Raw genomic sequence first — 23,470 nt, 5'->3', positions numbered from 1 at the left:
GATGTGGACTATCGGTGGGATACAATTAAATTCACATTTATTGTTAGGGACAGCACACTACCCTTCGCCTCAATTAATAAGTGACGCAGTGAAAGCCGCCGAAGTGGAAATAATTACTGTTTCTCTACGACGACAACTATTTCCGCAGAAAAAAAATTATTTTTGGGACTTACTGCGGTCTTTACCTTGTCATCTTTTACCAAATACCTCTGGTTGTTCTTCCGTAAAAGAAGCCGTAAACACAGCACGAGCGGCTCGAGAGTTATTCAATACCCATTGGATTAAGCTTGAAATCATCGGCGATGAATATACCTTACAACCTAATCCTTTTGAGTTAGTCAACGCAGCAGCTATTTTAGTTAAAGAAGGGTTTGAAGTATTTCCATATTGTACGGAGGATCTGATTTTATGTCAGCGATTGGTTGATGCGGGTTGTCGCGTATTAATGCCATGGGCAGCTCCAATTGGGAGCGGACGCGGTTTAATGAATCCCTATGCATTGCAGCTTTTGCGCGAACGGTTTCCTGAAAAAATTTTAATTATTGACGCTGGACTTGGGAGACCTTCGCATGTGGCTCAAGTAATGGAAATGGGTTTTGATGCGGTATTATTAAATTCAGCCGTGGCGTTAGCGATGAACCCCGTTGTTATGGCCGCTGGGTTTTCAAAAGCGGTTGAAGGGGGGCGTTTGGGCTATGAGGGGGGAATGATTAAAGTGCGCAATCTTGCTAAAGCAACGACCCCGCTAATAGGAAAACCTTTTTTGATCGAGAAACCATGAATCAAAAATCGATTGTTTGGTCAATTGGCGGTTCGGACTGTTCTGGCGGTGCAGGCTGTCAGGCGGACATATTGACGTGTCGTGATTTTAATGTGCACGCGGCAAGTATTATTACGATAATAACCGCACAAAACGCCGATCAAGTTTTAAAGATAAACTATTGCGATTCCGATTTGATCCAGAAACAAATTCAGGCTCTTAAAGAAACGCTTCCTCCAACAGTGATTAAATTAGGATTATTAGGAACAAAAGAAATCGTTACTGATGTTGCTTCCTATCTCGAAAATTACAGCGGCAGGGTTGTCTGTGATCCTGTTTTAAGTTCAACATCCGGCGTATTATTGCATACCTCAGATTATCTCGATTCGTTAAAGAAAATCATTTTTCCTCATGTAGATTTATTAACCCCGAATATTCCTGAGGCTGAAATTTTAATCCAAAGTAAAATTCATACTTTTTCCGATATAATTTCTGCAGCCCGTCAATTATTAAAATGGGGAGTCAGTGCCGTGTTATTAAAAGGCGGTCACTTAATTGGTTCAAAGGCGCGTGATTTTTTCACGGATGGTAAGAGTGAATTTTGGTTAGAGCATAAAAAAATACCAAAAACACGTGTACGTGGGACGGGTTGCGCGTTAAGCTCAGCAATTAGTAGTGCGGTAGCTTTAGGTTATTCACTAAAAGACGCAATAGTAATAGCAAAAATGTATGTTCAGCAGGGAATTCGTCGAAATTTTAAAGTCAATACTCAGGAATTAATGGGGCGTCAGGGATTTCCACAGCAGTCAATAGACCTTCCGTGGGTAACAAAAAATTCTAATTTTAAAAGAAAAAGCTTTCCTCTTTGTAACTTATTCGATTTTTATCCGATTGTTGACAGCGTTGAATGGGTGGAGCGATTGTTATCGTACGGCGTTCGAATCATTCAATTACGAATCAAAAACACTTCCCCTCAAAAAATTAAAAAAGCAGTAATCGAGAGTGTGGCTTTAGCACGTCGTTACCAGGCAAAATTGTTTATCAATGATTATTGGAAACTGGCAGTGGAGGCTGGTGCTTATGGTGTTCATTTAGGGCAAGAAGATTTAGAAACCGCTGACCTTTCCGCCATTCGGGCGGCGAATTTGCGATTAGGCATTAGCACGCATACGTTGTATGAACTTTCACGGGCGCATGCGATCCAACCTTCTTACGTGGCTTTTGGGCCGATTTATGAAACTTATTCTAAGCCAATGCCTTATTCTCCTCGCGGCTTGGAGTGGCTGCGTTATTGGTGTGAAATTTCCCCTTATCCCGTAGTGGCTATTGGCGGTATTAATTTGAGTCGATTGGAGAGCGTTTTAAATGCAGGTGCGGTAAGTGTAGTGGTTATTTCAGCTGTGACAAAAAGCAAAACGCCGCAGAAGACAGTAAGGGCATTTTTAAATCGATGTAGACACTAATTTCACCCCTCAATAGAATGGTCGTAAGCGCAGAGAGTTGAAGATTTGATTAACTTGTTGGAGGATCTTATCGGTTTTTCCTTTATGGGGAAGTTTATGAAAAATAAATTAATGATGATGATTCTTAGCTTCACACCGATGATGATGTTAGTAGAACTACTTTAAACCTCGATTCTTTAGCTGAATCGAGAGCTCTTAATGGCGGAAATGCCGCTGGTGGGTGAACAGCATTGCCATCCCCGCTTCGTTCGTGGCCTTAATAACTTCTTCATCCCGTTTTGAACCACCGGGTTGAATTACAGCGGTTATACCTGCTTTCGCTGCAATTTCGATACTATCGCTGAAAGGGAAAAAAGCATCCGAGGCCATGACGGCGTCTGCTAACCATAATCCAGCTTCTTCTGCTTTCAAGGTAGCGATTTTAGCCGCGAAAACTCGACTTGTTTGACCGCTGCCAATTCCCAGTGTGGCATGGTCTTTCGCATAAACGATGGCGTTTGATTTGGCGTACTTTACGATTTGCCGGGCAAAATAGAGATCTTGCCGTTCTTTTTCTGTGGGCTGACGGCGGGTGACAACGGTGAAAGTTTCGTCGGAAAATTTCGCCGTATCAGTCTCTTGGCATAAAAGGCCGCCGGTGATGGAGTGAAAGGAATACGTAGTTTGGGAACTATCGAGTGGCTGTCCGCGTAATACGCGCAAATTCGGTTTGGCTTCCAGTAGACAGAGCGTTTCCGCTGGGAAATCGGGGGCGATAATGACCTCTACGAACTGTTGAGAGAGAATTTTTTCTGCTGTTACTGCTTCCAAAGGGGCATTAAAAGCTACAATACCGCCAAAAGTGGAAAGCGGGTCAGTGGCACAAGCTTTTTCATAAGCCGTTAACTGGGTTTGTGCCCTTGCCGCTCCGGCGGGCGTAGCGTGTTTAACAATGACACAGGCGGGTTGAGACGAAGGGCCTTCATAAACGCACTGATAAGCGCAATCACTGTCTAAGAGATTGTTAAATGATAAAGGTTTGCCTTGTAATAATTGCGCTTCCGCTAAACTGTGGGATAAGGGGGGATCAATACTATAAAGGGCGGCAGCTTGATGAGGATTTTCGCCATATCGTAGGTCAATCTTTTTCTTAAAGGTTGATGGAAGCCCTGCGGGAAGAGTCGTTGCTCCTTCTTTTCCGGCGAGATAGGCGGCGATGTGAGCATCGTAATACGAAAGGTATTCAAATGTTTTTTGGGCCAACCGTTTGCGGGTAGATAACATGGTGGACCCGCACTGAGTCTGTATTTCCTCTAAAATTCGTGAATAGTCTTCTGGATCAACAACCACGGTAACAGCGGCGAAGTTCTTGGCAGCCGCTCGCAGCATACTGGGGCCACCAACGTCAATTTGCTCCACAGCCTTTTCCAGCGAGCAATTCAATGCGTTGACGGTTTGTACAAAGGGGTAAAGGTTTACAACTAGTAAGTCGATAGGTTTGATGGCGTGCTGATTAATCGTTTTCTCGTCGATACCCCTTCGGGCCAATAAGCCCGCGTGTATCTTGGGATGTAAAGTTTTGACTCGGCCATCCATAATTTCAGGAAAGCCGGTATAAGTAGAAACATCGATGACGGGGAGCTGATGTTGCTTAAGCAACCCAGCCGTAGCCCCCGTAGCTATTATCTCAACGCCGAAGGTTACTAATTGTGATACGAATTCAACAAGGCCGATTTTATCTGCGGTGCTGATGAGCGCACGCTCAATCGGCCTTTTGGTGTCACCGACGCGACCCATCAATTTGATAAATAGCAAGTTTTTTTCGCAAGGTTCCTCGACTAAGGCCTAATATTTTAGCGGCTTTACTTTGATTATTTTTCGTGTAGCGCATAACCACTCTTAACAACGGCACTTCCATCTCCGCCAAAACCATGCTGTAAAGATTAACGGGGTCTTCACCATCTAGGCGTGAAAAATAGCTTTTCAGCGATTGTTGTACGCTGCACGCGAATGATCCGCCGGTTTCAACCGGGTTAATAACTTCGGGTTCCTGAATCAATGTATCAGCTTCCATAATTGGAGTTCCTTCCAAGGTTATATTCCTAGGTGGTTTAGCGTTTAGTTCATTGCCTGTGAAGAAATATTCCCCATCAAGTTATGAGTTTCTCATTATAACATCGGAATTTCCAAGCTCAAGAGGGGAACCAAATTAATTAACAAATTTTTCCTCAGTAGACTTTGAGATACTCGGAAAGTGGGGCTTGAAGCTTTTTGCCTATTAAGCCTACAATATGTCAACTTTCATTCGAGATCGCGGAGTTGAAGATGGGTAACCAGAAACCACGAACAGTCTACCTGAAAAATTATCGCCCTTCTGATTTTTTGATAGATACGGTTCATCTGTATTTTGATCTTTATGAAGAAGAAACCAACGTTAAAGCTATTTTAAACTTGCAACGTAATCCCAAAGGGAACGCGACGGCTCCCTTGACGTTAATCGGCGAAGGCATGACCTTGAAAAAGGTGACTCTGGATGGACAGACGTTATCGGATTACACACTCGATGCTACATCGCTAACGATTGCCAATATCCCCAATCAATTTGCTTTAGAAACCGAAGTGGTGATCAAGCCCCAGGAAAATACCCAATTAGTAGGTCTGTACAAATCTCGTGGAAATTTTTGCACCCAATGTGAACCCCATGGATTTCGGCGGATCACTTATTTTTTGGATCGCCCCGATGTAATGGCGCGATACACCACCACGATTACTGCTGATAAAAATAAGAATCCTTTTCTGTTATCGAATGGAAATTTAATTGAAACGAGAATTTTAAGCGATAACCGTCATTGGGCGCATTGGGAAGATCCGTCAAAAAAACCCTGCTATTTATTTGCGTTAGTGGCAGGGGATTTTGATTTATTGGAAGACACCTTTGTGACTCAATCGGGTAGAAAAATCGCCTTGCAATTGTATTTAGAAAAAGGCTTTAAAGATCAGGGACCTTTTTCTTTAGGGGCGTTAAAGAAGGCGATGCGTTGGGATGAGAAGCGGTTTGGCCGCGAGTACGATTTGGATATTTATATGATTGTTGCGGTTAGCGACTTCAATATGGGGGCGATGGAAAACAAAGGGCTTAATATTTTTAATACAAAATATATTTTAGCTAATCCTGAGTCTGCAACGGATGATAATTACGTTGCAATAGAAAGCGTCATTGGGCATGAATATTTTCACAATTGGTCCGGTAATCGCGTAACTTGCCGCGATTGGTTTCAAATTACCTTAAAGGAAGGTCTCACTGTATTTCGTGAGCAATTATTTACAGAAGATACCACTTCAAAAGGCGTAGCTCGAATAGGTACGGTAAACATATTGCGAAATTCACAATTTCCGGAGGATATGGGGCCCATGGCGCATCCTATTCGTCCGCGTTCTTATATTGAAGTTAATAATTTTTATACCACAACCGTTTACAATAAAGGTTCTGAGGTCATCAGAATGGTGCAAACTTTGTTAGGGGAAGCGCTTTTTCGCAAAGCGATGGACCTTTATTTTTCGCGTCATGATGGCCAAGCGGTGACAACGGAGGATTTTATTCAAGCGATGGAAGACGCTTCTGGAAAAAATCTCGAACAATTTAAGCGCTGGTATGATCAAGCTGGCACGCCAGTGTTGGATGTCAACAGCGAATACAATGAGAACGAAAAAACCTTAACGTTGGTCATTAAACAATCCTGTCCGCCAACACCCGGGCACTTGGAGAAATTACCTTTTCACTTGCCATTGACATTGGGTTTTGTTGGTCCGGAATGTCGGGATATGCTAACCAAATTAGCGGGAGAAAAAAAAGCTATCCCGGGAACGCGACTGCTTGAAATTAAGGACGCTGAAACAGAATTTAAATTCGTTAATGTGAATCATAAACCTACTTTATCACTATTGCGGGGTTTTTCAGCGCCGGTTCGGCTAAATTATCCTTACACCGATGAAGAATTGGTGTGGTTATTTCAATATGATAGCGATCCTTTTGCTCGCTACGAAGCGGGCCAAATCTTCGCCCAGCGATTAATATTTAAGTTAATCGACGATTCTTATCAGGGGAAACCTTTAAAAATTGATGAGCGTTTTATAGATGCTCACCGTAAAATTATCGCAGGCCCGCATCGAGATCATTGGTATGAAGCTGTCTTACTACAATTACCCAATATCAATTATTTAATGCAATTGATGAAAAAAATGGACATTGAGGCCCTGCATACGATTCGTCAATTTGTGAAAAAATCCCTTTCGAACGCCCTGGTTGATGATTTGAAAATCCAATACGAACATCATCAACTACCGTTGTATGAATACAATCCAGCGGATATTGGAAAACGTAAATTAAAAAATATTTGTTTATCTTATCTGACAGAATTGGATGATACACAATTCCGTCAAGTGGCTTATCAACAATTTAAAAAGAATGATAATATGACAGACGCCATTGGCGCTTTGTCTGCTTTGTTGGACCACAATTGCAAGGAACGTCATCAGGCATTGGATGAATTTTATCAACAATGGAAAGATCAACCATTAGTCGTCAACAAATGGTTGATGTTGCATGCTTCATCGACTTTACCACTCACATTGGAAACCGTAGGGAAATTAACAAAACACCCAGCATTCGATCTTAAAAATCCAAATAACGTTTATTCGTTGCTGAGTACTTTTGGTGCGAATGCTGTGTGCTTCCACGAAGGCAGTGGAGAAGGTTATCGTTTAATTGCCGATTATGTGTTAGCAATTGACCCTGCTAATCCTCAAGTCGCTGCTCGTGTTCTGCAACCCTTAACCCGCTGGCAAATGATGGATAAAAAACGGCAAGAATTAATGAAAGCCGAACTTAACCGCATTGCAAAAGCTGAGCGTTTGTCGTCGGACGTTTACGAGATTGTGAAAAAGAGTCTCTTGTAGTAAAAGTGGTTGATTTTTTGCTTGTTTACCCAGTCAATTAAAAAACCCTATAATGAACTATTAAGCTCTTTTAGTCCGATGAGGAAAATGTGACGTACTATCAACCAAAAGACACGACATGGAAAGAAGTCTTAGAATCGTGTTTTAAAGAGTTTATAGCGTTGTGCTGCTTTTGCCGGATTTAGATAAGCTGATCGATTGAACAACCTTATTGAAAGCTTAGAGAAAGAACTTTTAGCGATTACCAAAGAAGGTCTCACCGGGAAAGGGATTTTAGGTAAATTATTTCGAGTGTATTTTAATCTGGACAAGAGCAATGCGTGCTTATTCATTTGGAAATCCAAGGTCAGATGGAAGTCCAATTTCCGTGGGTTGTTGGTGTATGGGTATCGAATTTACGATAAATAGTAAAGCCCGTAGTGAGTTGTGCGATTTTAACGGATCAAAACCCGAAGTGGTGCCCGGATCATTATGAAATTGCGTTAGTAGGCTTGCGCTTGCGGATAGATTTTTGGGTAGTGAAGCTACTTGATTGTGCAAAAAGTGAGCTAAAATTGGAGCATTCGACGAATCTATTTTCGAGTGTGATTTTAAGTTACCTAGCCGTCACTAAAGTCAAGGACGGGTCGGAGGTGATTCGGTTGCAAACGAAGCTTTCGTTAAAAGCGCTTGTACCACAAGGGCTATACGAAAGCGCAAATCATCCGGTTGTGTATTTTTATTGATTGGTTTACTCACTTACCTTACCTAACGCATTTGAGATAGAATATTGAGAAACGGTTTATCAGTGGGGCAAAATAAGAGCGCATATCAGTTCCATCGAGCGTTTTTGGGCTTAAAAGGCCTTGTAGCAAGGACGACAAGAAAACGAATTATCGGCAAAAGCTTTAAAAAGCCGATGTCGAAACGTTCTTGAAGGGGGGTGAACCGGCCTTAATGATGCATGCTAGCTCTTTGGAGGAGGTATTTCACGATCAAGGACATTATCTGAAATCCACTAAAAAGAAGAGGTTATTCATTCACATGGCGCAAATAATATTATTAATTTTTAACAAGGCCTCATCAGCAAAATATCGCGTTCCGTTGTTTGGATCTGGCAGGGGCGCAACAGCTATTTTAACATTTTGATAAGCGATTATTTTTCCGGTTAATCCTTTTTTAGCGCTTCAACGGCCTGTGCCCCCATCAGAGAAGCAAGCACGCGATCTTTTACTGTCGGGGTTCCGCCGCGTTGGGTGTGGCCGAGGACGTAGACGCGGTATTCGATGCCAGTTTTTTCTTTTATTTGTTTAGCGACTTCAAAACTGTGGCCGGGTTGGTTGGCTTCGGCAACGACAATAATAGAAACTGATTTTTTGCCGTGTTGTTTTTTTAATTTTTTGTGTCAATGTACAATATCGATGGGGGACTCAGGTAGCGCAATGATTTCTGCACCGTCAGCGATGCCAACATTCACCGCGATAAGACCGGAAGACCGCCCCATGACCTCAATTAAAAAATTTCGCTCGTGGTTGAATGCAGTATCGCTAATTTTATCGATAGCTTGCAAAGCCGTATTACAAGCTGTATCAAAACCAATGCAATAGTCTGTTCCTTGAATGTCGTTATCGATAGTGCATGGAATTCCAATCATTTGAGGTCCGCTTTCTTGGTATAGTTTTGAAGCGCCCACAAAACTGCCGTTGCCGTCGAGAACGATCATGGCATCGATTTGCAATTTTTTTTAAAAGTTCCCGCGCTTTGTTACGGACTTCTTTGAAACGAAAATCTTTGAAACGCCCTGTTTTTAAAATCGTACCGGCTCGCTGGATCCAATTGACAATTGCGGGTGAATTGAGTGGAACGAAATGCCCGTTAACTAAACCAGTAAAACCGGCTGTGGCACCGTAAATTTTAAATTAATAATGGAACGCTGTTCGCACAACAGCACGGATTGCAGGATTCATGCCAGGTGCATCACCCCCAGAAGTGAGCACTACTAGTTTTTTTATTTTGCTCACGTTGGCTCCTAATTGTATCGATTATCTTTTTTCAGCATTCTATTATGCCTTTTTAAATAAAAATCTAATTCGCTATCGGCGCAGGCGCATAGACGTCAACTTAAGGAGCGAGGTTAAAGAGGGAATATCAAGTGGTTGAAAAAATGTCCATCGTTCCCGTGCGTAGGCCGTCTGCAACAGGTAAAGAATCGATGACTTTTACAGCGAAGACATATGGGAATCCAAGCTAAAACGCTAAGAAAAACACCGATGGCGCTTTTCTTAGCCCCCTAATCTGGATTCTCTCGACATTGGTTTTTTGCCACGGCTTTTCATTTCTCCTCGTAATAATCCATCACTTCGTCCCGGTTCAACCACTCTGTATACAAACGATTGAACACCCGTTTGATCCGCTGCATTAATCTCAAGCTTCGCTCTCTAAAATCAACGCTAGCTTCTTCATAAACCCGCTTGGTGACACGCGCATTCGGCGCATCTTTTTAACAGCGGAACGTTTTGTTGTTCCACCGTCTTACCCCGCACAAACCGCATCTGGGCCCGGGAAGCCGCTTGATCTATCGTCTTGGGTAATGGAATCGTGACGTTGTTTGATCATTTTTTCGATGGCTTTCATAACAGCGGCGTCATCAAGCGTGATTTGCTCGTCAATTTCTCGCTGTTTGATGGCAGCCAGGAGGAGACGTGTGCCTAAGCGCCCCTTTTCTTGGCCACACATAGCAAGCTTTCACGTTTTCTTGAATGCTATTTTTGAGCGATTCTGTCATTCGGAGTTCCTCCTTTGAGGAAAGCCGCTTAATAACGCGCTCGCTCGCGTTCTAATGCTTCTTGTTCTTTTTGCAATTTTTTGGCATAGCGTTTTACGGCGGCTGCTCGCTTACGCTTACGCTTGCTTGTGGGTTTTTCGTAATATTCGATTTGACGTAATTTGGAAAGGATACCCGCTTTTTCACACGCTCGTTTAAAACGCCGCATGGCGACATCGAAAGCGTTATTATCAGGCACATCTATCATTGGCATTCTTTTTTTCACCCCTAATTCACAGCTGAAAACCATAGCAACTAGCTAGAGGCTGAATCATACTGATTTTAGTGGGGGAATGCAATAAGCATTTGCCGAACCCTATCAGCTTTCTTAGCACTTAGTCCCCATGACTTTTTCTAGCCAGCCAGGCCAAGGGTTTTTATGCTCAATCTCTGTACAATAATGAAAAAGATCATGCCTAGGATGAAATTTCGGTATTCATTGAATGGCAAGGAGAGGGCTAAATCGACAGTCATTCCGGCCCGTAACCTCCCCAGGTTAGAATACTGATGATGTAAAGATTATAGTTGCGTTTAAGCTGAATGAATTTTGAGAATGGAAACGCTGATAAGGCGAACGAGTAATAGCAAGGAGATGGTGAGCAGGATGGCAACGATTTGTAAGGCACCTGCTTTTGATGGCGAGTAGTTTAAACCAATTTAAGAATAAAATCGCATTTAAGACTTCGTTGATGACTTCCCAAAAGTCTCTAGGGTTTTCGTTTTCTTTTTATGCGTCTCACCTTAAGATCACGTCGTATAGTATATAAGCGCCGACCATGATACCGGTGATCACCATGGCAAGCGGGCCTAAAATTCCTAACGCGAGCGAGTTGATAATCGCCTATGGCGGCTAAGGTGAGTAAAATAGGAGACTGTTCTTTTTGACTGTTTTTTAATAACTGAGCCGTGATAAAGCTAAAAAGTAAACCATAAATAATGTCTCCGACTGCCTGTCTTAAAAATAACAGACTGATTTTTTCAACGCTCGCCGGAATATGATTAACCGTTAACGTATTATATTTTATATTAATAAAGAGTAATAACTTAAGAAGAATACCCACCACGTCGTTAAATAACGACCCTCCCCGCGATTGTGCAAGCGGTCAGCCGCTCTGGTGCGCTGATCCGTTTGAAAGTGGCTAAGACAGCAATCGGATCGGTGGGAGAAATAAGCGCGAGAGAGTAAGCAATATAAAGAAAAGGAAAATCTAATTTTTGGGCTTTGAGGATGTTGAAATCAATCGTCAGAGCGCTAGCAAACAGCAGGAAATTAGGAGGAGCTTTAATAGAGGGTTGGGTAATCGATATTTTTAATGATGTTTTCTGTGCGATGTTTGCAATGTGGAAATGATGAAAAATAATGAAAATAACCGACAATAAAAGTGACGCGTTCATAATCGCGATGGTGCTTTACATACAAATAAAACGATAATTTACATAAGCAATCAAAACAGCGAGTTTGAGCACAATTGAACTAAGAGTATAAATATCCAATCCATTGTACTGGCGCTTAAGTAAAAATGTGATTATACCCTATTGGACTATTGCTTTTTTAGCAACTAGGGAAATCACGCAAAGGAGGCTGTTATGAGTCATCATCATTTCTCCCGATTTGGCGTTACTTTATTTGGGTTTGCTGTGGGAATCGTTTGGTCTGCTTATTCTCGCCTTGTTTAGTTGGTGGGCAAGATTGTGGACGCTTCATGATTTCTGTCATTAAATTCAGTTTACGTCGGTTATGCGCTGACTTTTTTGGGGAACTATTGTTGGTGTCATTTTGGGATTTATTGACAGCTTTATTAGCGGTGTAATCCTAGTTGGTATTTACAATTGCTGTGCACGTTTAATAACTCCAAAAATAGCAATAGTTTTGCAGGGGCGCCCTTTTTTACGAGAGCATTTTTAAATTAACCATTGGTTCAGATATTTTTAATGTAGATTTTTGTTATTATGAAAAACCATGTTAACATGAATTATTATAATAACATTGCTCGTTTCTCCGCTAGTGCCTATTATGGTGTACTACTTAAAAGGACATGGGCTCGGCTGGGGTTTAGCTTTAATCCCTTTGCTTCTCTTTATTTATTTTATTCACCTTATTCCTAACTATCATGTACGGAAGAACTATTTATTCAGGATTCACTTGGGTTCCCGACTTAAATATTAATTTTTCATTTTATGTCGACGAATTAAGCTTTTTATTTAGTTTATTTATCACCGGTATCGGGATCCCCATCGTAATTTATAGTGCCCTTTATTTAGAAAATCACCCGCATTTATGGTGATATTATGGATATTTATTTCTATTCATAGCTTCTATGTTGGGATTGGTTTTGGCAAATAACTTAATTGTGTTATTTGTTTTTTTTTGAGAATTAACGAGTATTAGTTCTTTTTTGCTTATTGGTTTTGAGCACGCCCAACCTGCCGCGCAGAAGGCCACCGTGCAAGCCTTGTTTGTCACGGTAATCGGTGGATTATCGCTGTTGACTAGTTTTACTTAATCGGAATCGTTACTAACACTTACAGCATGGCTCGCTTTCTCTCACAAGGAAATCTTTTACAAAATCAACCTTTGTTTATCCCTATTTTGTTGTTAATGCTGATTGTCGCTTTTACCAAGTTGGCGCAATTTCCTTTTCATTTTTGGCTACCGGATGCCATCGAAGCGCCAACCCCAGTGAGCGCGTATTTGCATTCAGAAACGATGGTTCAAGTTGGAATTTATCTTCTGGCGCGCTTTCACCCGTTAATGAGCCATAATTATTGGTGGTTTGTTATTTTAACTACCATCGGTGGAATTACTATGTTAGTTGGTGTTTTATTAGCTGTCAGACAAACGACATGAAATTAATTCTTGTTTATACCATGACTACCGCGCTAGGCTCATTAGTTTTTTTATTAGTTCTACTCACGATTTAATTATCAAGGCAGCGGTGGCCTTTTTATTAGCACATGCTTTATAAAAAGCCACATTGTTTATGGCGGTGGTCGATATTAAACACTAAACGGGGACACGAGATATTGATAAAGTTCGCGGATTACATAAAGCAATGCCAATACTTTTATGGCAGTTTTAGTCGCTGTCGCTTCGATGGCGGGGCTTCCGTCTTTACTAGGTTTTTATGTAAAAGAATTGGTGTATGGAGCTAGTCTCGTGGCGCCATTAGATTCTCATATCTTAACCATTATTGCTGTTTTTTCTAATGTAATCATGTCTATGCTATCTTTTTTTGATATTTAAGACCGTTTTGGGGAGAACAAAAACCAAAACGTGTACGAGAGGCGAACATTAATTATGTCTGTCAATGCTTTGTTCCTGGCTTCATTAACCTTATTGTTAAGCATTTTCCGTTTGTTATCAATCATACCATGCTCTCTCCAGCCGTAAGCGTTATTTTAACGACCTTTAAAAACAGAATTAACCTTATGGCATGGTTTTACACCTTCATTGCTATTAAGACTTAATTACCCTTTCTGGCGCGCCATCGTATTTATTTGAAACGCACTGAATTTAGATCGATATTGGCGCATTTTGATGGAATTATCGCCATGGTCCTGCTTGGCTTTATGATCGTTTCATTTATTATTTACTACGAGCGGCGGAGTGGAAAACGGAGATTTTACAAAATGGAAAATTACGCCTATATTTAATTATTACGTTTACAACTATAGTTTTGAAGTTGGGCAGAGTTTTGGTTAGAAACCATTTAATGCTGGTTAAGCAATGGGGCTTTTCTTTTTTACCATTCTTTTTAGCAAGTTGGCTCCTTATTTCTACGTATATGACTATTTTGGTGAGGAGCTACTTGATTGGATTAATACTTCTCGGACTTTTTGAATAGGCGCTGCTTTGTTTTTTTATAGTCAATGCAGAGCCTGACGTTGCCGTGACTCAAGCCTTAATTGAAACATTAATAGTTATTAATTATGGTGTTGAACCTCTATCGAGAACTGCCATTGCTGGAAATTGTAGAAGAAAACTTACTCAAGAGTCAATTAATGCAGTTATCGCTTTTGGCATTGGACTTTCAGTTGCTGTGCTTCTGATTGCCATTACTCAGCAGCCTTTTGACGATTTTATCGGCCAGTATTTTATTGCACACAGTATTCCTAGTGGACATGGTCGAAACGTTGTTAACGTAGTTTTAATTGATTTTCGTGGCTTCGATACGTTGGGTGAAATCATTGTAGTAGCGGTAGCAGCGCTTGGAATTTATGGTTTATTAAAAAGTCGTTTTAGGATAAGTGGGTCGTTATTTATTTAATTCTTTACACAGCGTCGCGTTTTTTCTTGCTATAATGCTGTTATTTTCTTTATGGATTTTGTTTCGTGGGAATAATTATCCAGGAGGAGGATTTATCGCCGGTTTAATTTCCGCCAGCACCTTACTTTTTGCTTAATTACCCATGGCTCAAATGATCTGCTGCGACTTCTTCGATTTAGTTTATCTTCGTTGTTAGCCATCGGTTTGAACGTAGCTGTTCTTACTGGCCTCATCGCACTCATTTTCGGAAAAACGTTTTTTACGGGAATTTGGTTAATCTTAACCACTCATTTTGAATGTGGGACGCCGCTATTATTTAATGTTGGGATTTACTTAGTCGTATTAAGTAGTACTTTAATTATTATGATTTCGTTAGAGGAGGGGGTGGGATGACTACTTTATTTTTCTGGATGATTGGCGGTTTTTTTGACATTAGCGTTTATTCGTTATTAAGCTAACAATTGATGCGTTTGTTGTTTGGCATCGTTATTTTAAGATTTTTCACAACCTTTGTCCTGTTAATAGTAGGTCGTTTATCTCAAATACCTCCTTTTATTTCACCGGAAAAACTTCCTTGCTCGCATCGATGGCTAACCCCTTGCCAAAAGCGTTGATTTTAACAACTATCGTTTCAGATTCGGCCTACTTTCTTTTGCTTTAGTGTTGGTTCGGAAAATATGGAGACAACTTAAAACATTGGATAGCGATAAATTGCGTTTAGATGAGCCCGCATCCATCTTGAGAAAATCGCCTCATCAAGTTATTACCAATATTACCATTATTAATTTGTTTAATTACTGCAATCTCGTGTTGTTTTTTTCGTTGTTTGATTGGTTTAAAAAAATCTGTCATTTAAGGGGCGCAATAGTATTATTATTGGCGGTTATTATGATTTTCATTTTCGTGACGCAGAAGGGGATCTTGGTCATGCAAATGGGGATTATCTCGAACCATTCGGAATCAGTATCGTTATTGATCTGTTAAGCGCCATTATTTTAGTGATGACTGATCTTATTACATTATGCGTGGCTATTTATGCTTTATCCGACATTAAAGTCTCTCAACAAAATTTAGGTTTTTATCCAGTCTATTGGATTTTTCTGATTGGTATTTGTGAAGCTTTTTCAACAGGCGATATGTTTAACCTTTATTTTTGGTTTGAGGTGATGCTGATCGCTTCTTTTATATTGATGGTGCTCGGTAATAAACGGATTCAGTTAGATGGGACGTTAAATACGTAGCCATAATTTGATTGCTACCATTTTAATGTTAACGGCAATTACTATGTTATATGGAATAGTGGTCACCTTAAATATGGCCGATTTATCGGTGCGTCTGTCGCATTATCCGAATGCCTCTACTGTCATTGGACTGCATTATTATTGGCTATTGCATTTGCTATTAAAACTGCTTTGTTTCTTTTGTTTTTTTTGGCTGCCAGTTTTTTACCACACCATCAGCGTTTCGACTTCTGCTATTTTTGCTGGGATGCTGACTAAAGTCGGTTTATACTTTAATCCGACTGGTTACCTTGATTGTACCTAATAATCAAATAATTTTAGGTTTATTATTAGCTTCTTCGGGATTAACAATTGTAACCAGAGTATTAGGAGCGGCATCACAATATAATTTTCGGCGAATTTTATCTTTTCACATCATTAGTCAAATTGGTTACATGGTGATGGGGATTTCAATTCGTACACCCTTGGCATTAGCCAGCACCGTTTTTTATATTGTGCATCATATTGTAGTTAATGAGCTTTAAGTGGATTTTATAAACAATACCACTTTTTAGCCTTATTATTTTTTATCCCTACTTTTTCTGGCAGGTTTTCCACCGTTATCGGGTTTTTTGACGAAACTATCTTTGTTAGAAGCAGCAGTTACTAACCGAAATTATGTCATGGTGGCTATTGCCTTAATCATTAGTTTTTTTAACAATTTATTCAATGATTAAGATACGGAATTAAGTTTTTTGGTGGATAAATATCAGATTAAAAAAAAGAAGGTCACTTGTTACTTGCGAGGGGTGAAAAATTTTCCTTATTTTTTCCTGTCATTTTATTGGCAAGTGTGACTTTATCAATCTCTTTTTCTCCAAAATTATTTTTTCAGGTAATGAGTAAGGCGTCCTCCAAATTATTAGATCCGAGCCAATATATTCGTTCGGTTTTATGAGGTAGTCGATGAGTAGTATACTTCGTTATCCTTTTAAAATTTATTTAATTATAAAATTTATCTTATTTGTATTATTGGAATCTTAATTGTTAATTTTTGAGTTGAGAACGAAGTTTTGAGCCCGCGTTTTCGAGCAAGGCCTGGCGTTCTCAGCACACCCCTTGATTGTCGAGCGCTGGTTGAAATAACTTTATTCGAAAATATTATTTCCCTTACGCCAGGCACTTTAACATTAGTATTTCTGAAGATCAAAAGATTTTATATGTTCACGCGATGTTTATTGATGACGTTGATCAATTAAAAGCAGAAATTAAAAACAAGTTTGAAAAATCAATTATGGATATTTTAGAGTGGCAATTTTTTTTGGGTTTCAATTTTTATATGCCGCTGGTAATTTTGTGTCTTTCAGTGGTGGCGTTTTTACACGGATTGTTATTGGCCCCGCCTTATAGGATCGCGTTATTGCGCTTTATTTAACCGAAAGCCTTTTAATTTCGATTATTGCTGTTTATACTCTTAATTTATAAGCAGGTTGTTTATATTGATGTGGTGATTGCATTAGCTTTGATTGTTTTTTTTGGAACGGTGTCTTTTTCACAATATATCGAATGGAAGTACTATAAAAGGATAAAAAAAGAGAAAAGAGATGTTAAGGAATGGCTTACCATTTTTTTATTTTTGGAGGAACTTTATTTATTTTTATTGCTTCTGTTGGGATTTTACGAATGCCCGATTTGCTTATCCGCATGCATGCAGTGACTAAGGTAGGGTCTTTAGGCGTCAGTTGTTTTTGGCGGTGTTGCTATTTATTTCGGTACGTGGACGATAGCAATGAGCAGTAGTCATTGTTTGGTTTATTGTGATGACTACCCCTATTGCGTCGCATTTGATAGCACGTGCTTCTTATTTTTATAATATCAAATTGACAAAGGAAACATTTATTGACTAATTAAAACCTCATTACGACCAGCGTACCCATCGACTGAAGAGAGCATTGAAGGAACGAAGGAAGCGAGGGTGACTATGTATTAATAACCTAGGCTCTTCGTTTTTTTGCTGAGTCAATTGCCCTGGAAGCGGGTGGGTGCTTTTTTATTCATTCTTTCTTTAGATTTTTGTTCTGTCAGCAGTCCCCCAGCAATTCGTTGTATTTCGGTTAATCGGGATTGAGTGCGTGCGAATTCAAAGCGAAGGGGTCCTTCTAGATAAAGTTGTTCAATGGGCACTTGGGCGGAAATAATTAAACGGGTTTTTGCGTCATAGAAAATATCAATTAATATAATGAAGGAAGTAATTAAATTCTTTTTTCAGTTCGTAAAACAGATACGTTTCTTATTAGAACCGTTTTGTATTTTTGTGAAAGTTCTAAAAAATTCTTAACAGAACGCGGTATTCCACAAAGGTCTATAAATTCAAACCAAATGACATTACCGGCCTGTTTGCGAATGGGAATGATTCGGTGAAATAATTCAATAGCCGTATGAATGGCTGGTTGGTAATTTGAAAAATATTGAAAACTTTTCTCCATGTTTATTTCTGCTTGTTCGTCTAATTGTGTAAAATAAATTTCCTTTTATAGTTAATACGTTAAGCGATAATTATACTGGGATGTTAAATGAAAAACTTACGTGTGCTGTTTAATTAATTTAATAACAGGAATGAATTTCACGTTGTAATCATTCTTTGTAAAGATCTTCTGGTTTGAAGTGGCAATAAAAAATATACCATACTTAAAAAGCACACTTAATAAGCCTCCTAAAAGGATAGCGTCAGCCACATTATTGACAAAAAATTCATCGAAGAAAATTACATTAGTTTCTTGGCTAAGTTTTTTAGTAATAATGTCCGAAGGATTTTTGAGATCTTGTAGGTGGGTTAATTCATGATAAATTTGAGCTATAACATTTATGAAAATGCAAACGCATTTTTTAAGTGGAAGGCAATGATAGAAAGTATGGAGTAAGAATGTTTTTCCGACGTCAACACTACCCAACAAATAAAGACATTTAACAGGTTTTGAAATAACTAAAGTGTGAATGAATTTATTTAGAAAACGAGTGTTCGCACTTTCTTGCTTAAGCAATTCGGTATAGATATGTTAAAGCTGGTCGATGACTTATTTTTGCTGAGGATTTTTTTGGATAAAACCGACTTCGAGTTGTTGTTGGTAATATTCTAAGGGGGTCATGCTTTTAATTTTAATGAAATCTCAGCTAACCGTTTCCCTAATGCTTGGCACAAATTTTTTTCCGTTTGAGTCAGTGGCCAATTGCTATCGGGCCCTGCCATGTGACTAGGACCGTAAGGCGTGGCGCCGGCGGTGGTTGTAAATAATTCCGCTTCACTATACGGAACACCAACAATAATGGCTCCGTGATGAATTAACGGCATCATCATACTAAGCAGTGTAGTCTCTTGCCCACCATGCAAACTTGCCGTGGAAGTAAAAAAGCCCGCGGGTTTGCCGATTAATGAGCCAGATTGCCATAAGGTGCTGGTAGTGTCCAAGAAATACTTTAATGGCGCCGCCATATTACCAAATCGCGTCGGGCTACCTAATGCAAGGCCTACGCAATTCTTTAAATCGTCGTGAGTAACGTAAGGAGGACCGTATTTGGGAACATCCGGTTCTGTCGCTTCTGTCTTAAGCGATACCGATGGCACGGTGCGGATACGCGCTTCTATCTTGTTCACACGTTCCACCCCGCGGGCGACTTGCTCTGCCATTTCTGCGGTGGCGCCATAGCGGCTATAGTATAGGACTAAAATAAATGGCATTGAGTTTTTTCTAAATTTTTGATCAATTTACTTTAAAATTGTGATCGAGAGTAACATTTGACATTATTACCTAAATAGAGATTATAGGGCAACCCCCAGTTATGACAATCTATCGATTCTTCAAAACGAGCGTATTTGCTCTTGCCTATATTTACCGCTGTTTTCACGAAGAGGGGTGCGCTTATCGCGCTACGGCACTCGCTTATACAACCTTACTTTCCTTTGTGCCTCTCACTATCGTCGCCTTCACTCTGCTTTCTTTTGTTCTTTCTTTTCGAGGGGTCGGGGTGCGTTTGAAAAATTTGATCTTGGAAAACTTTGTGCCGACTTCTGCTAGCATGGTAGCTGCTTATTTGAGTCAACTGACATAAAATGTCACGGGCTTATTGATTATAAATATTTTCTTTTTAGGTATTGCGGCACTTTTGTTAATGTACAATATCAATCGAGCCTTCGTAGCGATATGGCATACCGAGCATCATTTTTGGTTGTCCTTTCACTTTTTGATTTATTTTATTGTGTTATTTCTGTTGCGATTTTTATTAGGTGGATTTATGTTTCTGGGAACCTTCCTGGTTCAATCTCCTTTAGTTACGGGTCTTATTGGATGGCTTTATTTGGGAAAGGAGCTTTTATCTTTCCATATGTGTGCTAATTCTTTATGATATTTACATTATTTAATTGGATACTTCCGTCAGCTAAAGTTAAATTATCACATGCTATGATCAGTGGATTGGTGAAAAAAGCATTTTTGAATTAGCGAAATTTGCTTTCACCGTGTATTTAAAAATTTTTCCCCACTCACCGTGTGATATATGGAGCTTTTTCAGTTGTACCTATTTTTTGGTGTGGCTCTATGTTTCTTGGACGATTATCCTGTTAGTGGCGGTAGTGAGTAACGTGATAGCCTGCGGAATACCTGAAAAATATAAATAATCATGAAATATTTTCGACTTTTTTTCTATGTATTTTGATTTTTTCTCAATTCAACTTTCACCCTTCGTCTGCCGTTGCCCTCGTCATGTAATGATTTAGTTTGGCAGATTCAATTCGCTTCTGTTCGCGAGGACGAAATATTTGCAACGATTGCAGAGCGCTATGATGTAGGTTATTACCAACTAGTGGAAGCTAACCCCGAAGTGGACCCTAATTAACTTCAACTGGTAGCTATTTTAATTATACCGACGCAATATTTATTGCCATCCACTTCAAAAAAGGGATTATCATTAATTTGGCCGCTATGCGGCTTTATTATTTTCCAAAAGGGAAAACTATTTTTACACTTATCCGGTGGGGATTGGACGGTTTAATTGGTCCACACCACTTGGAAAGCTACATATTATTCAAAAAATTAAAAATCCCGTTTTGGTAGTTCCCGATAGCATCCTTCATTATCGTCAAGAAAATGCTGATCCCGTGCCAAAAGTAATGCCCTCGGAGCCCGAGAATTCATTAGGTCATTACGCTTTGCGGTTGTCTCAGCCCACTTATCTTAATTCATGGCACCAACGATCCCAGAAGCCTGGGTCGCCGCAGTAGCGCGGGTTGTATTCATTTATATCATCCTGAAGACATGGAAGCACTATTTGGAATGATTTTTTTCGATACACCAGTACTCATCATTAATCAACCCTACGTGGTAGGACAAAATTATGGGAAATTATACCTTGAAGCGTACCTTCCTTTGAGAGAAGACCGCAAGGAATTATTTGCTAATCTTTCCAAAGTTGTGAAAACCCTTATTAATGACCATTTAAAAAGTGCTCTTGGATAACCTCGAATTAATATACAAAAAGCCACTGAAATTGTGAAAGAACATATAGGTCTTCCCGCATTGCTCGGCTTTTCTAAGGCCTCATCAAATACAGAACAGCAAAGCTAGTGGCGATAGTCACAACCTGCCTGATGATTTCGCTTTTTTCTTCTACTTACTCATTGTTGAAAATTTCTTTCAACGAAAAATGAGATAAATTTTTAGTGACCAGCCGACGAGTGATGGTGTCGTTAAAAGTATTACGTACTTAAAAAATGAAGTAGTTTTACTCCAGCAAGAGGAATTGCTTTCTTGTGAATAATTATTTTCCCCATTATTTTGCACTATTGGCAAGAGCAGTTGTTTCTCTTCAGAAATCCTTTTTTTGAAACAAGAAAAAATTAAAGGTTAGTCCTAGTGTAATAGAAGTCTCCGGGAAAAAATGATCGAATATAATTCGAAAGAAAAAATTATTTTCCTGTATAAAAGTATCTCCACTAACTAGTAGAGGCATAGTAGCGATAAATAATTTTTTGCTTTTTTGCTTTAATCCAAAATGACACGAAGTTTTGATCATCTTCATCGCTTCGGAGGGTTTATCATTCAGAATATCGAGAATTTGAGAGAGTTTTAAGTTTTCATTTTTTCCTAAGGTAGGACTTTATATAAATAGGCTTCGTACCCTTTAAATAAATCGAGGGATTTTTCTAAAGAAATTTTGATCCATTGGATGAATTATCCAGGGGATGATTACTCAAGTTTCTCTTGAAAATGTTGATAAAAAATTTCGATTATAGCACATGAGTGTCTGTAACTTTCATCCCCTGATCAGAATTTGTATTGGAGGTAAATTCTCTGCGAAAACTCAGAGGAAAAATTGTATAGTCCAGCATCATTCTGTCTAAAGGCGTCAATATATACATTATAAAGCACGACATTTTCTCAGGAGTGCTGACCGCCATCGGGCCTGGAACGCTGAAGATAGTAAGTAAAGTGCAACCAAAATTAAATTAAGTAAATAAGATTATTCGTGTCAATGGAAAATGAGAAAACGATTATAGAGTGTGTAAATAAGATTACCTGCGGCAATTTAAGCTACTAAAGAGGAAAAGGTAATATTTCCTAAAATTTAAGATATTATCTCTGCATCCGTATTGTCAGAGTCTTGTGCGCATCGTGGTAATCACTGGAGCTTGAGGCAACATAAACGATTATAAATACCAGTGTTAAAGCACACTGAAGATAATGGGAAGTATCTTGTAAAAAGATAGGATTTCTACAACTATTTTCGAATAAGTCTTCTAAAATTTTATGAGGTTCGATCGAAGTAGACTGATTCAAAATTAGCTTAAAAAGAGGTTGATAATCTTCAGTATTTTTATCCTGCTCATTGTGAAAAATAGTTGTCATTGCATCACGGAACCTGCGTTTTTTACCACTTAGAATATGTTTATTATTAAGCGATAGCAACAACGCGGTAGAGTCGTTATAAAATTTTCAAGTTCAAAATACCCTACAATCATTGTGCTAGCACGAAGATAGTGATTGAAAGAGCTATTCTTTGTCCAGCTAATGAGGTCGGTAATACAAAGCAAATAGAGTGCTGTCCATTTTGATCTTTCATATAAGCTATAAACAAAAGAGAATGAGGTTTTTTAATAGTTTTTATAAATTTTTACGTTGGCACGCGCTTCAATTCCTTCTTCTAATCTATTTTTAGAAAGTTCATATTTCTTTAGGGTGTGAGTAAGGAGTATGAGTTGGCTGAGATAATGTTTATGTCGTATGTGAAATTATACCAGATTGCAGGCTACTAAAGAGGCCGCATAGAAGAGCGAAAACCAATCGTGCTGGACTCGAAGGCAAATTATCATCTTGAGGGAAAACCCTAAAAAAGAAAAGCAGGACCCACACTTAAAGAAAGACTCATCAATATTGACGATTTTAAAATAATTGTTAGAATTGTATTGGCACGTGCTTAAAGGTGTTAACGCTGAACGAAGTTATTCAGTAAAATGAGAAACGTCTAAAATAATTTCCGTCGGCTTTTCTGCTGCATTTTATGAAGTCTCTGCCTCCTCATTAATTGTTCCATAAGAAAAAATAGATTCCAATAGATTCGTTGATGGACTAGGTGCATCTTGGACGACATCAAGATTAACAACAACTTCTTTTTTTCTCTTTCGCGACCAATCTGGAAGGCTACGGTTCTTCGTTAACCTCTTTTTTAGAAGGAATAGACTCTGGTATATTTATTGAAGCTGATTTATAAACTTCGACGTCGACTGTTCGCTTGAAGTAGTTTTTTTATATTCTGGATGCATAGGATTTCTCAAAAAAATTAATGAAGAATAAGAAGTAGCGCTGAAAAATTAAAGAAATATTAAAATTTTAAGAAAATTTTTAACTATCTCTATACATAACAAAAGCAGTTAAGTTGATGAAATGGTCAGAAAAGCTGCTGAGTATTCAGTAGAATTCCTGATGTTATTGAAGGATAAGGGGTTCTTGATGAAAGACATCAGTGGGTTA

At 39.2% G+C, this 23,470-nt stretch carries 9 protein-coding genes and 17 pseudogenes; 16 read left to right on the top strand and 10 right to left on the bottom strand.

All coding sequences use genetic code 11. The annotated features are described in order from the left end of the window. Position 1: 1 nt before the first annotated feature. The 3 genes and pseudogenes from FIV31_RS02125 to FIV31_RS08420 form a co-directional block, all read left to right on the top strand. Positions 2-781 carry a thiazole synthase gene (locus FIV31_RS02125; protein WP_280123630.1) on the top strand — a complete coding sequence of 260 codons (780 nt, stop codon included), beginning with the start codon at positions 2-4 and terminating at the stop codon, positions 779-781. Further along, positions 778-2,223 carry a thiamine phosphate synthase gene (gene thiE, locus FIV31_RS02120; protein WP_280123629.1) on the top strand — a complete coding sequence of 482 codons (1,446 nt, stop codon included), beginning with the start codon at positions 778-780 and terminating at the stop codon, positions 2,221-2,223. Before FIV31_RS02125 ends, thiE begins: the two co-directional genes overlap by 4 nt. Positions 2,224-2,307: 84 nt before the next feature. Beyond that, positions 2,308-2,402: pseudogene (locus FIV31_RS08420) on the top strand (HAD family acid phosphatase); the annotation flags it as partial. A 16-nt stretch (positions 2,403-2,418) separates the two neighbouring features. Here the strand turns inward: FIV31_RS08420 and purH are convergent. Beyond that, positions 2,419-4,002: a bifunctional phosphoribosylaminoimidazolecarboxamide formyltransferase/IMP cyclohydrolase gene (gene purH / locus FIV31_RS02115; RefSeq protein ID WP_280123639.1), complete on the bottom strand. Its 1,584-nt coding sequence runs from the start codon at positions 4,000-4,002 to the stop codon at positions 2,419-2,421. After that, positions 3,983-4,294 (bottom strand): helix-turn-helix domain-containing protein, encoded by a 312-nt coding sequence (locus FIV31_RS02110; RefSeq protein ID WP_280123628.1) that lies wholly within the window; start codon positions 4,292-4,294, stop codon positions 3,983-3,985. The genes purH and FIV31_RS02110 overlap by 20 nt, the downstream gene beginning before the upstream one ends. 233 nt (positions 4,295-4,527) lie before the next feature. Between FIV31_RS02110 and pepN the strand changes: the two genes are divergently transcribed. Continuing rightward, positions 4,528-7,158: an aminopeptidase N gene (pepN, locus tag FIV31_RS02105; protein WP_280123627.1), complete on the top strand. Its 2,631-nt coding sequence runs from the start codon at positions 4,528-4,530 to the stop codon at positions 7,156-7,158. 89 nt (positions 7,159-7,247) lie between these two features. Then, positions 7,248-7,357, top strand: a pseudogene (locus FIV31_RS02100) (hypothetical protein); the annotation flags it as partial. A 948-nt stretch (positions 7,358-8,305) separates the two neighbouring features. On the opposite strand, the pseudogene FIV31_RS08415 reads toward FIV31_RS02100, so the two are convergent. The 5 genes and pseudogenes from FIV31_RS08415 to FIV31_RS02080 form a co-directional block, all read right to left on the bottom strand. After that, positions 8,306-8,860, bottom strand: a pseudogene (locus FIV31_RS08415) (6-phosphofructokinase). Then, a pseudogene (locus FIV31_RS08410) lies at positions 8,763-9,104 on the bottom strand (6-phosphofructokinase). Before FIV31_RS08410 ends, FIV31_RS08415 begins: the two co-directional pseudogenes overlap by 98 nt. Before the next feature lie 616 nt (positions 9,105-9,720). After that, positions 9,721-9,922, bottom strand: a pseudogene (locus tag FIV31_RS02090) (GatB/YqeY domain-containing protein); the annotation flags it as partial. A gap of 28 nt (positions 9,923-9,950) precedes the next feature. Further along, the gene (gene rpsU, locus FIV31_RS02085; RefSeq protein WP_280123626.1) at positions 9,951-10,175 is read right to left on the bottom strand and encodes a 30S ribosomal protein S21; all 225 of its coding nucleotides are present in this window, start codon (positions 10,173-10,175) and stop codon (positions 9,951-9,953) included. Positions 10,176-10,296: 121 nt separating this feature from the next. Further along, positions 10,297-11,455: pseudogene (locus FIV31_RS02080) on the bottom strand (cation:proton antiporter domain-containing protein). Between the two features lie 93 nt (positions 11,456-11,548). Between FIV31_RS02080 and FIV31_RS02075 the strand changes: the two are divergent. From FIV31_RS02075 to mnhG, 9 genes and pseudogenes are all read left to right on the top strand, one after another. After that, positions 11,549-11,867 (top strand): annotated as a pseudogene (locus FIV31_RS02075) (bacteriophage holin). Between the two features lie 108 nt (positions 11,868-11,975). After that, positions 11,976-14,229, top strand: a pseudogene (gene mbhE, locus FIV31_RS02070) (hydrogen gas-evolving membrane-bound hydrogenase subunit E). After that, a pseudogene (locus FIV31_RS02065) lies at positions 14,220-14,622 on the top strand (MnhB domain-containing protein). The pseudogenes mbhE and FIV31_RS02065 overlap by 10 nt, the downstream one beginning before the upstream one ends. Next, a pseudogene (locus FIV31_RS02060) lies at positions 14,619-15,014 on the top strand (NADH-quinone oxidoreductase subunit K). The pseudogenes FIV31_RS02065 and FIV31_RS02060 overlap by 4 nt, the downstream one beginning before the upstream one ends. Positions 15,015-15,230: 216 nt before the next feature. After that, positions 15,231-15,470, top strand: a complete 240-nt coding sequence (locus tag FIV31_RS02055; RefSeq protein WP_280123625.1) for a hypothetical protein — start codon at positions 15,231-15,233, stop codon at positions 15,468-15,470. A 25-nt stretch (positions 15,471-15,495) separates the two neighbouring features. Next, positions 15,496-16,186 (top strand): annotated as a pseudogene (locus FIV31_RS08405) (proton-conducting transporter transmembrane domain-containing protein). Between the two features lie 229 nt (positions 16,187-16,415). Then, positions 16,416-16,755, top strand: a pseudogene (locus FIV31_RS02040) (Na+/H+ antiporter subunit E); the annotation flags it as partial. A gap of 153 nt (positions 16,756-16,908) precedes the next feature. Further along, positions 16,909-17,004 (top strand): annotated as a pseudogene (locus tag FIV31_RS08400) (monovalent cation/H+ antiporter complex subunit F); the annotation flags it as partial. A gap of 30 nt (positions 17,005-17,034) precedes the next feature. Continuing rightward, positions 17,035-17,428, top strand: a pseudogene (gene mnhG, locus FIV31_RS02030) (monovalent cation/H(+) antiporter subunit G). A gap of 40 nt (positions 17,429-17,468) precedes the next feature. On the opposite strand, the gene FIV31_RS08395 reads toward mnhG, so the two are convergent. The 3 genes and pseudogenes from FIV31_RS08395 to wrbA all read right to left on the bottom strand — a co-directional run bounded on the left by FIV31_RS08395 (position 17,469) and on the right by wrbA (position 19,185). Next, positions 17,469-17,645: a hypothetical protein gene (locus tag FIV31_RS08395; protein WP_425278258.1), complete on the bottom strand. Its 177-nt coding sequence runs from the start codon at positions 17,643-17,645 to the stop codon at positions 17,469-17,471. Between the two features lie 56 nt (positions 17,646-17,701). Then, positions 17,702-18,490, bottom strand: a pseudogene (gene zapE / locus FIV31_RS02025) (cell division protein ZapE). Positions 18,491-18,591: 101 nt separating this feature from the next. Further along, a complete protein-coding gene (wrbA, locus tag FIV31_RS02020) occupies positions 18,592-19,185 on the bottom strand; it encodes an NAD(P)H:quinone oxidoreductase (RefSeq protein WP_280123623.1) in 594 nt (197 codons plus the stop codon). A gap of 101 nt (positions 19,186-19,286) precedes the next feature. On the opposite strand from wrbA, the pseudogene FIV31_RS02015 reads away from it, so the two are divergent. Together FIV31_RS02015 and FIV31_RS02010 are read left to right on the top strand one after the other, a co-directional pair. Then, positions 19,287-20,121: pseudogene (locus FIV31_RS02015) on the top strand (YihY family inner membrane protein). Positions 20,122-20,123: 2 nt separating this feature from the next. Next, positions 20,124-21,067 (top strand): annotated as a pseudogene (locus tag FIV31_RS02010) (L,D-transpeptidase family protein). The last annotated feature ends 2,403 nt before the right edge of the window (positions 21,068-23,470 follow it).

The sequence above is a fragment of the Coxiella endosymbiont of Ornithodoros amblus genome, assembly GCF_019425495.1.
Classification (GTDB): domain Bacteria; phylum Pseudomonadota; class Gammaproteobacteria; order Coxiellales; family Coxiellaceae; genus Coxiella.
This window is presented reverse-complemented; position numbering and strand designations above follow the sequence as displayed.